The following is a 13,153-nucleotide window of genomic DNA, read 5'->3' as shown; positions in this document are numbered from 1 at the left end:
GATCAGGAGTTGTCCGCGTTGCCCTTGCGCCACTCCGACCACGGGATGTTCCAGTCACCGAGGCCGTCGGTGCCGGAGAGCGTGCCGCCCGTGGTGTTCTTGACGACCACCGGGTCGCCCCGCAGCGTGTTGTTCATGACCCAGAGCGCGTTCTCCGGGCTGAGGTTGAGGCAGCCGTGGCTGGTGTTGGTGTTGCCCTGTGCCCATACCGACCACGGCGCCGAATGGAAGAAGATGCCGCTGTAGGACATCCGCGTCGCGTAATCGACAGGTGTGCGGTAACCGTTGGACGAGTTGATCGGGACGCCGTACGTCGACGAGTCCATGATGATGTGGTCGTGCTTGTCGGCGATCAGGTAGATGCCGTTGTCGGTCTCGTCGCCCGGCTTGCCCATCGACGTCGGCATGGTCTTGATGACCTTGCCGTCACGCTCGAAGACCACCTGCTTGGTGTTGTCGTCGGCGGTGATCACCATCCGGCGGCCGACCGTGAAGTTGGTGCGGACATTCTCCTGGCCGAAGAGACCGTCGCCGAGGTCGATGCCGTAGGTGTTGACGGCGACCCGGACCTTGGTGCCGGGCTTCCAGTACTCCTTGGGACGCCACCGGACCTCGCTGTCGCTGATCCAGTAGAACGCGCCCTCGACCGGCGGATCGGTGACGACCCGGATGGCCTTCTGCGCGGCCCGACGGTTCGGGATCGGCTCGTCGAACTTCACCGCGATCGGCTGTCCGACGCCGACGGTCTCACCCGGGTTGGGGGTCAGGTAGGCCTGCGTCAGGTTGTTGGGGCTGCTGGTCGTGAAGGTGACCTTCTTGGTGACCGCGCCGCCGATGCCGACCGCGTCGGTCTCCAGCGTGTAGGTGCGGTTGTAGCCGAGCGCCTCGTTGCTGACCCAGACGGTGTCGTTGTCAGAGATGGTGCCCTTGAGTGGGGTCCCGTCCGACTTGGTGATGAGGACCCGGCTCAGCGTGCCCTCGCTCGTCGTGACCTTGATGGGGGCACCCGGCTGCACGCCGACCGTGTTGTCGCTCAGCGGCTGATCGTTCAGCTCGGTGATGTCGACCGCGGGCTTGAGCAGATCGTCGAACAGACTCGAGCTCGTCACGTTGTCGGAGTACGACGGCGCCTGCGAGCACGACGTCACGAGCGCGATGATCGCGAGCAACACACCACTGATGATCAGTGACATCCGTCGTGAAGAACGACCGATCCCCATCTCTCTCCCGCCTGTCCCGACCGACTCTGATGACTGGTCGGCCGAATGCCTCCCCGAATCTCGCACCAGTGTACGAGAACTCGGTCTGTGAGTTCCGCTGTGTGTCGTCCGTTCGGCGGCGTGTCCGGTGCACCGCCCCACACCGGCCATGAGGGCCCCAGCTCACAAACCCTCATATGCCACAAGACGCCTCGCATTGCTGCGAGACGCCTTGTGAGCTGTTGTGCGCCATCAGGGACTCGAACCCCGAACCCGCTGATTAAGAGTCAGCTGCTCTGCCAATTGAGCTAATGGCGCTTGCCTTTTTCGCCTCCGGAGTACCTCCCGGCGGCGAGAAGGAACATTACCTGACACCATCGCCAGTTGTGAAATCGCCTGGTCGGAGCGGGTTTGCGCGGGTTTGTGAGCCGTTGCGTCCCGCCGGTGCCGGCTTCGGCACGGGTCAGCTCGTGATCTTGCGGACCACGAGGACGAGCACGAGTGCCCCCACGCCGGCGATGGAGTACATGACCGCGGGCTTCTGCAGCGTCGCCAGCGCCTTGGACTTGGCGTCGTCGGCGAGGCGCTGCGGGTTGGCACGTTCGGCGAGCGCGTCGAGCGTGCTGGCAAGGTCCTCACGGGCCCTGGCGATCTCCTGCTCGATACGTTCGGTGTCTCCGGCCACGTTGCATCCTTCCGGCGCTTCTCGCTCTGGTTACGCGTCGTCACTGCTCACGCGTAGTCATCGACTGTCAGATCGCCGCCAGACGGCGGCGGTTCGATGCTACGACATCCTCGCCTCGCGGCAGGTGACCATGCACTAGCCTTGCTCTCATGGCAGAGGTCACTCCCCCGGTGGAGGCACAGCGTTTGTCCGTCGGTGATCGCGCACCAGCGTTCACCCTGCCCGACGCGAACGAGAATCCAGTGTCATTGTCCGACTACGCCGGCCAGAAGGTCATCGTCTACTTCTACCCGGCGGCGTCGACGCCCGGCTGCACCAAGCAGGCGTGTGATTTTCGCGACAATCTCGCCGAGCTGAACGACGCCGGCCTGACGGTGCTGGGCATCTCGCCCGACAAGCCGGCCAAACTGGCCAAGTTCGTCGAGAAGGAAGGGCTCACCTTCCCGCTGCTGAGCGACCCCGAGAAGAAGGTGCTCACCGAGTGGGGCGCCTTCGGCGAGAAGAAGATGTACGGCAAGACCGTCACCGGCGTCATCCGCTCGACGTTCCTCGTCGACACCGATGGGACCATCGCGCTCGCGCAGTACAACGTCCGCGCCACCGGTCACGTGGCCAAGCTGCGCCGCGACCTGTCCGTCTGAGATCTCCCGCCGATGGCCGAGTCCGCCGAACCGCTGATGCCGCGCAAGCGGCCCACGCAGGAACGAAGCAAGCGCAAGTTCCAGGCGATGCTCGAGGCGGCCCGCGAGCTGTTGATCGACGTCGGTTTCGAATCGCTGACGTGTGAGGAGATCGCGGCGCGCGCCGAGGTCCCGATCGGGACGCTGTACCAGTACTTCGCGAACAAGTACGTCATCGTCTGCGAACTCGACCGCCAGGACACGGTCGACGTCCGCGAGGAGCTGACCGCGTTCGCCACCGAGGTGCCGTCCCTCGAATGGCCCAGCCTGCTCGAGAAGTTCCTCGACCATCTCGCAGCACTGTGGCGCACCGACCCGTCGCGTCGTGCGGTGTGGCTGGCGGTGCAGTCGACACCCGCCACGCGTGCGACGGCATCGGAGAACGAACGCGTCCTCGCCGAGCAGGTCGCACGGATCATCGCGCCGCTCACGCCTTCTCAGCGTGAACGGCGCGAGATGATGTCGCAGGTGCTGGTGCACACGGCGTACTCGTTGCTCAGTTTCTCGGTGCAGGACGGCCACGACCACGACGAGACCGTCGCCGAACTCAAGCGGATGCTCGCGGGCTATCTGCTGCTCGAGGAGTCGACGACGGTCTGAGGGTCGTGCCGGTGTGCGGTTTCTGAGGGGTTATCGACCCTCGAGGATCGCGACCGCCGCCGCGGTGTCCCCGTCGTGCGTCAGGGACACGTGGACGACGGTGTCGCGCAGATGATTACCGATCTCGCCGGCGAGCCGGATCGCCGGCCTGCCCCAGTTGTCGGTGACGACCTCGATGTCGCTGTGCCGGATCAGCGGCAGCAGCGGGGACCGCGAGAACCGGCTCACCGACCACGCTTTCACGACGGCTTCCTTCGCCGCCCAGCGTGCGGCGAGATGCCGTGCGTCGTCTCCGGTTCCGGCAGCCGAGTCCCGGCGTTCGCCGACCGTGAACCGGTCGGCGAACGTCGTACCCGGCTGCCGGAGCTGCTCGGCGAACTCCGGGATCGACACGATGTCGATACCCACTCCGAGAACGCTCATCTCTTCCGGCTTCGCCTCCCCGCTCGAATCCGCTGCCGTCACCGGGTTTCCGGAACCGGACCGGAGCCGTACACGTCCGCGGAGTCGAGACGCGCCGACGGATCGAGGAGCAAGCCCGCCTCGGCGTCGTGCTCGTCGACCGACTCGTCGAAGCGACGGTTCGGCGGACGCTGGTAGGCCGGTTCGCCACCGCAGATCGACTGCAGGAAGCGCTGATTGCCCAAGCGCGCACGCTCGTCGGCACGCTTGCGGTAGGTCTCCCGCTCCTCGGGTGCCAGCGAGGCGATGAAGGCCTCCGGGTGGACGACCGCGATGAGCCCGGACACGTGGCCGAAGCCGAGGCTGGTCAGCAGACCTGCCTTGAGTGGGAACCGCTCCCCCAGCTGCAGCGTCTCGCGCGGCCAGACCAGGTGCGGGTACTCCTTCATCTTCTCGTCGACGCAGTCGAGGCTGCGGTTCGGCGGGATGACGCCATCGCGGAGCATCTGGCACAGGCCGATGAGCTGGAAGGCGGCGGCACCGCCCTTGGCGTGACCGGTGAGCGACTTCTGCGAGACCACGAACAGCGGGGCGCCCTTGTTGCGTCCGATCGCCTCCGCGAGGCGCTCGTGCAGCTCGGACTCGTTGGGGTCGTTGGCCTTCGTCGACGTGTCGTGCTTTGACACCAGCGCGACGTCGTCGGCGGTGACACCGAGCGAGTTCAGGGCGTTGGCCAGCGGCGAGGACAGCGCACCGCGGGCCGCGCCCAGGGCACCGAGTCCCGGAGCCGGGATCGAGGTGTGCACGCCGTCGCCGAAGCTCTGCGCCCACGCCACCACACCGAGGACCGGCAGACCCATCTGCGCCGCGACATCGCCGCGGGCGAGGAGGATCGTGCCACCACCGGCCGACTCGACGAACCCGCCGCGTCGGCGGTCGTTGGCCCGTGAGAACCGGCGGTCGTCGATGCCGCGGGCGGTCATCTTCGCCGAGTCCGCGGTCGCCGACATCGCACCGAAGCCGACGATGCCCTCTATGCCGAGGTCGTCGAAGCCACCGGCCACCGCGAAGAGCGCCTTGCCGAGACGGATCTTGTCGACGCCCTCCTCGACCGACACCGCCGCCGTGGCACAGGCCGCGACCGGGTGGATCATCGCACCGTAGGAGCCCACGTACGACTGGACGACGTGTGCGGCAACGATGTTCGGCAGGGCTTCCTGCAGGATGTCGTTGGCGTTGGCCTCACCGAGCAGGGTGTTGATGTACAGATCTCGCATCGAGGCCATGCCACCCATGCCGGTGCCCTGGGTGTTGGCGACGAGGCCGGGGTGCACCCAACGCATCAGCTCGCTCGGCGTGAAGCCGGACGACAGGAACGCGTCCACGGTCGCGACCAGGTTCCACAGTGCGACCCGGTCGATCGCCTCGACCATGTCGGGGCTGACGCCCCAGCGGGTCGGATCGAAGCCGGTCGGGATCTGTCCGCCGACGGTGCGGGTCAGCGAGAACTTGCGCGGCACACGGATCTCCGTGCCGGCCAGGCGCGTGACCTGCCAGTCGCCGTCGGGGTTCTGCGTCACCCGCGTCTTGTCGGGGTTGGCGCTCGCGAACGCACGGGCCTCGGTCTCGGAGTTGACCGTGAAGGTCAGGTCCTCGTCGAGGAACACCGAGGTGAGCAGCGGCGCGGTGTTGTCGACCATCGCGCCGTCGTCGGCGTAGCGGCGGATCCCGCACCGCGACACGACCTCGTCGTGGTAGCGCTCGGCGATCTCGCTCTCCGGCACCGGATCGCCGGACTCGGTGTCGTACCAGCCCGGCTTCGGAGCCGAATCCCAGTGGATCAGACCGGTGTTCCAGGCCAGCTCGAGGACGCCTGCCGCCGAGAGCTTCTCGTCGACCTCCATCTCGAAGCGGGTACGTGCCGAACCGTACGGGCCGAGCTCGCCGGCACCCACGATGACCACCAGGTCCTCGGGACGCGCGTCGATCGACGGCCATTCCGGACGCATGCTGCGCGGTGCGCGGGCGGGCGCCGGGAGTGCGGCGACGGTGGTCGTCTCCGATGTATCGTCGGCCTCCTCGGACGCCTCGGCAGCCGCTGCGGCGGTGGCCGCGAGCGCCTTGAGGTCGGTCGAGGCGTCGAGCCCGCCGGTGAAGTCGGCCAGGACCGGAGCGGTGGCCGCGGACTCTCGCTCCTCGGGGGTGCAGAGCGTCAGCAGGTTGGCGGCCATCTCCTCGGTGCTCCAGGTGCGGACACCCGCGGCCTCGACCGCGTCGACCATGCCGTCGTTGTGTCCCATCAGTCCGGTGCCGCGCACCCAGCCGATGAGGGCGTGGGCCAGCGTGGTCTTCGAGCCCCAGGACTCCTCGGCCGACCAGCGGGTCACCAGCGCGTCGAGGGCGGCCTTGCTCTCGCCGTAGGCGCCGTCGCCGCCGAACATGCCGCGGTTCGGGGAACCCGGCAGGACCACGTGCAGGCGGGCCGCGATGTCGTGGTCGGAGTGGACCTCGGCCAGACCGGCGATCAGCCGCTCGACCGACCACAGCAGCACCTTCATCTCCAGCTCGGCGCGAGCGCCGGCATCGGTGAGGTCACCGGCCACCCGCGGGGCGGCGAACGGGAACAGCATCGTCGGCTTCATGGCCGGCTTCACCACCGCGGTCGTGCCGCCGAGGTTCTCGGTCTGCTCCGTGGCCACCCACTCGACCAGGTCGTCGACGTCGGTGTACGACGCCATGTTCGCCGGGGCGATCCACAGCGCGGCGCCGGTGCGGGCGTTCTCGCGGTAGAGCTTCTTGTAGAAGGCGAGTCGCTCGGAGTTCAGGCGCGAGGTGGTCGCGATGACGGTCGCACCGCCGGCGAGGAGACCGGCCACCACACCTGCGGCGATCGAGCCCTTGCTGGCGCCGGTGACGACCGCGATCTCGCGGCTGTAGATCCCCTTCTCGGGGTTCTCGGCGGCCTGCGCGATCGCGCCGAAGACGCGGCCGTGCACGGCGTTTCCGTTCGCGAGGGCTTTGCCCTGCCACCAGGTGGCGTGTTCGGCGACGGTCTCTCCGGCTCCGGCGAACCCGCCGACGACCTTCTCGAAGTCGGCGTCGAGCTCGTCCTCGTCGGTCAGCCACAGGCGGACGAGATCCTCACGGGCGGTGGCCCACCGGTCGTCGACGAGGACGACCTTGGCGTCGTCGAACGCCGGTGCGACGGTGCGCGCCCAGTCCGATCCGAGTTCGGCGCTGACCAGTTCGGCCAGCTCGGCGTTGGGATCGGCCGCGGCCTCGGCGAGGTCGGCGACCTCGCTGAGTCCCAGCTTCTCCAACACGGTGTACGCCGCCGAGGCGAGCGCGCCCGACCGGCCGGTGATCTGTTCGGTGAACTCACCGAGAGCAGCCGCGTCGACCGTTGCACCACCGCCGGATTCGGCGGCGGGCTTGCCGACCGCGATGCCCTTCTCGGCACCCACGGCGGTGACCGCCTTGTCGATCAGCGCGTCGAGCGCGTCGGCGTTGGCGACCGGGCCGTCGAGCAGGTTGCCCAGTGCCTCACCGCGGACCGAGGCACCGTCCCGGGTGCCCAGGGCGAGCGCGACGGTCGTGTGCAGTCCCCAGCCGGGGCCCAGCTGCCAGACGCTGCTGACCCGGTCGGTGATGTAGTTCTGACGCTTGCCCAGCGGACCGAGGACCTTGCGGACCTGGTCGCTGACCGCGTCGGTGAGCACCGGACCCAGCGGACGGTAGCCGCGGGCGAGGGTCTCGACGGTCGACGACAGCGCGACCATGTCGGCCTCCGCGGCGCCGTCGATGGCGCCGAGTCCGAGTTCGCCGCCGATGTCGAGCAGCAGCTGGTTGCGGCGTGAGGACACTCCGTCACACAGCGCCTCGATGGTGTCGGCCGCACCGATCTGGTCGACGCGCATCTTGGTCCACAGGGCGATCACGGACTTCACCGCATCCGCCGGGGTGAACGCGATGTCGTCGGGACGCGGGCCGCCGGCGGGGGCTGCCGGCGCGGCAGCCGGAGCCGGTGCTGCGGGCGCAGCCTCCGCCGGAGCGGCGGCCGACTCTGCAGGAGCGGCGATCTCGTCCTCTTCCGGTTCGTGGCCGGCGTCCTTGGCCAGGATCACGTCGGAGTCGCGTTCGACGTTCACCACCTCGGTGGTGGCCGAGGCGTAGTCGTCGAGCTTGAGCGTGTTGTTGGCCAGGCCGGTCAGGGTCGGGGCACCCTTCAGGCCGATCTCGACGAAGCGCTGCACGGCGAGGCCGTTGCGTTCCGGACCGCTGAAAAGCAGGTCCTGGGTCTCGATCCAGCGCACCGGGCTGGCGAACTGCCAGGCGAGGAGCTCGATCAGGAGAACGCGGGCCAGCTCGGTGGGCTTGGCGGTCCAGGTGTCCCAGTCGGCGAGGACCTCGTTCAGCGGATCGGACGGCACGAGCGCCGCGATCTCCTCGACGAAGTCACGACCGAGGTTGAACAGGCGCGGAACCAGGTTCGGGATGTAGCGGCCGATCAGGATGTCGATGTCGATGTCGGCGGGCAGGAGTTCGGCGAGCTTGCGGCGGAACTCCGGCACACCGGCGCGCAGGACGCTGGAGTGGAACGGGACGTCGATACCCGGGATGAGGATGAATGCCCGCTTGCCACCGAACTCGGCACGGCGACGGTCGATCTCGTTCTCGAGGTGCTCCAGGCCACGGACCGTGCCGGCGATCGCGTACTGCGAACCGAGCAGGTTGAGGTTGACGACCTCGAGGAACTCACCGATCTCCGCGCCGAGATCGGAGACGAAGCCGGTCACGTCGGCGTCGGCGAGACCGAACTGGCTCGGCCGGATCGCGGCCATGCGGTAGTCGCTGCGGCCCTGCTTATCTCGCGGCACGAGGTGGTGCATGGCCTCGCCGCGCTGGAAGACGACCTCGAGGACGGCCTCGAGCGGCAGGACGCCGGCGCAGGCGGCGAGGGCGTTGTACTCACCGACCGAGTGGCCACAGGTGATGGCGCCTTCGACGAAGCCGCCGGCCTCCTTGAGTTCGGCGATCTGCGCGACACCGAGGGTCGCCATGGCGACCTGGGTGAACTGCGTCAGATACAGCACGCCGTCGGGGTGGTTGTAGGTGGTGCCGTTGGCGACCAGTGTCGTCGGGTTGTCCCGTACGACGGCCAGGATCGAGAAGCCGAGTGCCTTGCGGGTGTGCTTGTCGGCACGGTCCCAGATCTTGCGGGCGGCCTTGGAGCGCGATCGGGCGTCGAGGCCCATGCCCTTGGACTGGATGCCCTGGCCCGGGAACGCGTAGACGGTGCGTGGCGCGGCCAGGAGGCCGGTGGCGCTCATGACGAGGTTGTCGCCGACCTTGGCGCTGACCTCGACGACCTCGCGGCCGTTGTCGAGGCCGACGCGGTCGACGCGCACGGTGATGGTGTCGCCGAGACGGACCATGCCCAGATAGCGTGCCGTCCAGCCGATCAGCGGCCGCGGCGACGGCGTCGGGTTCTTCGAGTCGGTCGCGGTGACGACCTGCTGCGCGGCGGCCGACAGCCACATGCCGTGCACGATCGGGTCACCGAGTCCGGCCAACTTGGCCGCCGAAGCGTCGGTGTGGATCGGGTTGCGGTCACCGGAGACGACGGCGAAGCCGTGCATACGGTTCGGCGCGGTGATGGTGGCCGAACGGAGCAGCTTGCGGGTGGCCGACTGCTCGGACTTCGGCGCACCGCCGGCACGGAGCGGGTCGGTGAGCTCGGCGGCGCCGAGACGTCCGCGGATCGCGAAGCGCTCCTCGAGGGTGGCGATCGGTCCGGCGGGACCGGCGATCTCGACCGAGACCTCGACGACACGCCCCACGTCGGAGTCGCGCACCGCACCGATACGGGCGGTCACCGTCAGTTCGGTGGTCTCCGTGGGGATCTCACCGGTGAGGGCGATCGCGTGGTCGAGGTGGACCAGGTCGAGCAGACCCTCGACGACCGGGGCGCCGGTCTCGGTGCGGGCGGCACCGATGACGCTGAACACGCTGGGCCAGCAGGCTCCGACCAGGGTGTCGGGAACAGCGAACCCGAAGGGCTCGGTCGGGGTGGTCGGACGCAGGTGCGCGGGGAGGGAGAACCCGGTCACCGATGCGTGGTCGGCCACCGAGTCGGGTTGCCAGGTGATGGTGGTGGTCGCGGTGCCGTCGGTCACCGCGGCGAGTTCGCCGCCCGCGGCGACCGTGAGGATCTCGGTCATCGCGCCGGCCGCCTCGTCGAGTCCGACGACCGGCGATCCGCCGTCGCGTACGCCGAGACCGGCGAGCAGCGGGATGTGCACGGTGGCACCGGAGATCGGGACGCCCAGATCGAAACGGACGACGCCGTTCTCGGTACCGACCTGCTCGAGAACGGCACCGGTGGGCTCGTGCTCGGCACGCTCGGGCGCGACGACCGACCAGGCGGCGCGGTCACCGAGGAGCGCGACCGGGCTGGGAACGATGCGTCCCGCCCAGCTCACGTCGTCGGATTCCAGGACGGCGGTCAGGACGCCGGCGTCCTCGACCAGTCCGGCGCGATGCCGCGAGGCGACCTCCACCGAACGCATGCCCGCGGTCAGCAGGTCGGTGACGACCTGCGCCTCGAAGCGGTCCAGCAGCTCGCCGACCGGCTCGTCGACCTCGGTGATGCCGGCCACGGCGACCGGACCGGGGATGACGCAGACGGCGTCGGCGCCGTAACGCGCGTCGTGGGCCTGCCACAGCGAGTCACTGCGCCACCAGCGGCGCACGTCCTTGTCGATGACCGGCACGAAGTTGACCGGCTTGCCCGGGGTGCGGCACAGCTCGAGGAAGAACGCGACGTCCGCGGGATGCAGGATGTCGGTGTCGATCTCGCGATAGACGCTACCCAGCGCGTCGATCGCGGCGTGCGGGTCGTCGGCGGCCGACAGGTCGCCGAACATCGTCGGGATCGGGCCCGAGTCCTGCGGGTGCATGCGGGCCTCGGTGCGCTGCAGCATCTCGACGAAGCGCTGCTGCCAGGTGATGTCGGCCCACGGGTGCTGATCACCGTTGGCGTCGCCGACGGCGAGGGTGGCGTAGCGATCGAGCCATTCGCGGTAGGTCATCGTGGCGACGTCGCCGAAGTACGGCTTGGCGGTGTTCGCCATCGCCGCGATGATCTCGTCGCGGCGGGCGGCGACGGCCTCGGCGTCACCGGCGACCTCGTCGAGCAGACGGCCGCAACGGGACGCGGTGTTGTCGACCTCATGGATGTCGGCGCCGAGCTGTGAACGGCCCGAGGCCATTCCGGCGGTCGCGTGGCCGGCACCGATCCACTCGTCGATACCGGCGGTGTCCACGAGGAGCTGCTTGACCTCGGGGGTGGTGGTGGCCTCCTTGGTGGCCATCGCCGCGGTGCCGATGAGGATGCCGTCGAGCGGCATCAGCGGGTAGCCGTAACCGGTCGACCAGACGCCGGTCAGGTACTCACTGGCGCGCTCCGGGGTTCCGATGCCGCCGCCGACGCAGATGACGACGTTGGGCCGGGCGCGGAGTTCGCCGTAGGTGGCCAGCAGCAGGTCGTCGAGGTCCTCCCACGAGTGGTGGCCACCTGCGCGGCCGCCCTCGATCTGCACGATGATCGGGTGGTGCGGGACCTCGTTGGCGATCCGCACGACCGAGCGGATCTGCTCCACGGTGCCCGGTTTGAAGGCGACGAAGCGGAGTCCGGCCTCGACGAACTCGTCGACCAGCGCGACGGCGTCCTCGAGTTCGGGGATGCCGGCGGAGACGATCACGCCGTCGAGCGGCGCGCCCTGGGCACGGGCCTTCTGCACGAGGCGCTTGCCGCCCAGCTGCAGCTTCCACAGATAGGGGTCGAGGAACAACGCGTTGAACTGTGCCTCGCGACCCGGCTCGAGCAGGTCGGTCAGGGTGGCGATGTTGCGGGCGAAGATGTCCTCGGTGACCTGGCCACCGCCGGCGAGCTCGGCCCAGTGGCCGGCGTTCGCGGCGGCGGCGACGATCGCCGGGTCGACGGTGGTCGGGGTCATGCCCGCGAGCAGCATCGGCGACCGCCCGGTGAGACGCGTGAACGCGGTCTCGACGACGGTCCGGCCGTCGGGCAGCTCGACGAGGGTCGGGGCGAACTGGGACCACGGTGCGGCGACCTCGGGCACGCCGCCGGGGCTGAAGAGGTTGCGCTGTCCGACGCGGAGGGCGGCGGGGACGAGGCCGACGCCCTGGCCGCGGACGAGCGATGCGGTGAGACGGGTGGCGATGTCGCCGGGACCGAAGTCGAGGATCCACTTGGCGCCGCCGGCGACGACCTCGTCGACCGAGGAGACCCAGTCGACGGGTGCGACGAGGATGTCGTGGGCGTGGCGGGTCGCGAGCTCGCGGTCGATGCCGCAGCGGTCGGCCCACTCGCCGACGAGTTCGACGGCCTCGGCCATGTTCGGGTGATGGAAGGCGACCGACACCTGCAGGTGGTCGAACTTGGGTGCGAACGGTGCGCCGCCGGTCAGCTTGCGCTTGCGCTCGTCGGCCTCGGCGGCGGCGATCCGCTCGCAGAGCGCGACGAAGCCGGCGAGGTGACGCGGTGCGCCGGACAGCACGAGGGCGTTACGGCTGTTCTTGATCGACACGACGGGAGCGGTGGCCAGGTCGCTCTCGGGCAGGCTCGCGCGGTACTGGGCGAGGACCTCGTCGACGCGCGCCGGGGCGACGTTGTTGACGGCGAGCATCGGCGTGCCGTCGGTGGTTATCCCGAGGCCGCGGCGACGCGCGATGAGCGAACCGGCGGCACCGATGAGATGGGCGACGGCGAGCAGCAGGCCCTGTCCGGCCTCCGCGGCGTGGCCCTCGGCTCCGACCGCGTCGGTGGCCAGCGAACCCTGCGAATGTCCGATGACGGCGTCGGGCCGGAAGTTTGCGGTGTCGAGGCCCTGCTTGCGCAGCGCCTCGATGGCGGCCAGCTGGGTCAGCAGGACTCCGGGCCCCGACAGGGTGAAGTCGGCGAGTGCGACCTCGGCGGGCACCTCGTCGCCCGCGTCGTGCGCGTGGACCCACGCGAGCGGGTGGAAGCCGTCGGCGCGTGCGACGACGAGGTCGTCGGCGACGGGTGCGACGAGCCGTTCCGCGGCCTCTACGATCCCGGCGATGCGGTTTTCGAGGTCGGCGTCGACGACCAGTTCGGCCAGCGTCGGCAGCCACGCGCCGCCCTGACCGCCGAAACTGATCGCGTAGGGCTCGCCCTGGGCGAGGCGGTCGATGAGCGTGGTGGTGGGTCGCTCTGCGTTGGCGGCGCCCTGAGAGCCGGTGCGGAACTGGTCGACGGTCACGAGTACTCCTCTGTGGTGGTCGGTCTCGGTGGTCGGCGGAGTGTCTTTGTGCCGGCGCGAGCGCCGGCGGGTGTCTTTGTGCCGGCGCGAGCGCCGGCGGGTGTCTGTGTGCAGGCGGGAGCGCCGGCGATTCCTCGTCGTCGAGAACGGGGGTCGTCCGCGACACCGGGGCATCGCGGGCGGAAACGAGGGCGGCAGCCCTGCCTGATTCGAACTACTTGGTACAACTGGTGAACACGCCTGTCACACAGGGACATCGGCACTCCCCGGCTCATGGAG

Annotated in this window: 6 protein-coding genes and 1 tRNA gene; 2 read left to right on the top strand and 5 right to left on the bottom strand. The window is 69.3% G+C overall.

From position 1 onward, the window contains the following. Positions 1-2: 2 nt before the first annotated feature. From RVF83_RS15255 to RVF83_RS15245, 3 genes are all read right to left on the bottom strand, one after another. Positions 3-1,193, bottom strand: a complete 1,191-nt coding sequence (locus tag RVF83_RS15255) for a L,D-transpeptidase (protein ID WP_039880922.1) — start codon at positions 1,191-1,193, stop codon at positions 3-5. A gap of 251 nt (positions 1,194-1,444) precedes the next feature. Next, positions 1,445-1,517, bottom strand: a tRNA-Lys gene (locus RVF83_RS15250). Between the two features lie 145 nt (positions 1,518-1,662). After that, a complete protein-coding gene (locus RVF83_RS15245; protein ID WP_005199860.1) occupies positions 1,663-1,884 on the bottom strand; it encodes a DUF3618 domain-containing protein in 222 nt (73 codons plus the stop codon). Positions 1,885-2,033: 149 nt separating this feature from the next. Here RVF83_RS15245 and bcp point away from each other — a divergent pair, with 149 nt between their 5' ends. Next, on the top strand, positions 2,034-2,525 hold the full coding sequence (gene bcp, locus RVF83_RS15240; RefSeq protein ID WP_005199861.1) for a thioredoxin-dependent thiol peroxidase: 492 nt from the start codon (positions 2,034-2,036) through the stop codon (positions 2,523-2,525). Between the two features lie 12 nt (positions 2,526-2,537). Beyond that, positions 2,538-3,164, top strand: a complete 627-nt coding sequence (locus tag RVF83_RS15235) for a TetR family transcriptional regulator (RefSeq protein ID WP_005199862.1) — start codon at positions 2,538-2,540, stop codon at positions 3,162-3,164. A 30-nt stretch (positions 3,165-3,194) separates the two neighbouring features. On the opposite strand, the gene RVF83_RS15230 is transcribed toward RVF83_RS15235, so the two are convergent. Continuing rightward, positions 3,195-3,587 (bottom strand): holo-ACP synthase, encoded by a 393-nt coding sequence (locus RVF83_RS15230; RefSeq protein ID WP_039880916.1) that lies wholly within the window; start codon positions 3,585-3,587, stop codon positions 3,195-3,197. A gap of 38 nt (positions 3,588-3,625) precedes the next feature. Continuing rightward, on the bottom strand, positions 3,626-12,874 hold the full coding sequence (locus tag RVF83_RS15225; RefSeq protein ID WP_005199864.1) for a type I polyketide synthase: 9,249 nt from the start codon (positions 12,872-12,874) through the stop codon (positions 3,626-3,628). Positions 12,875-13,153 lie beyond the last annotated feature (279 nt).

The organism is Gordonia rubripertincta (assembly GCF_038024875.1).
Lineage (GTDB): Bacteria > Actinomycetota > Actinomycetes > Mycobacteriales > Mycobacteriaceae > Gordonia > Gordonia rubripertincta.
The sequence above is the reverse complement of the archived record's forward strand: the minus strand, read 5'-3'. Positions and strand labels throughout refer to the sequence as shown.

Bases quoted from the DNA above. Each gene is read 5' to 3' on its own strand.
- RVF83_RS15255 (WP_039880922.1), bottom strand. From the start codon at position 1,193: ATGTCACTGATCATCAGTGGTGTGTTGCTCGCGATCATCGCGCTCGTG.
- bcp (WP_005199861.1), top strand. From the start codon at position 2,034: ATGGCAGAGGTCACTCCCCCGGTGGAGGCACAGCGTTTGTCCGTCGGT.
- RVF83_RS15235 (WP_005199862.1), top strand. From the start codon at position 2,538: ATGGCCGAGTCCGCCGAACCGCTGATGCCGCGCAAGCGGCCCACGCAG.
- RVF83_RS15230 (WP_039880916.1), bottom strand. From the start codon at position 3,587: ATGAGCGTTCTCGGAGTGGGTATCGACATCGTGTCGATCCCGGAGTTC.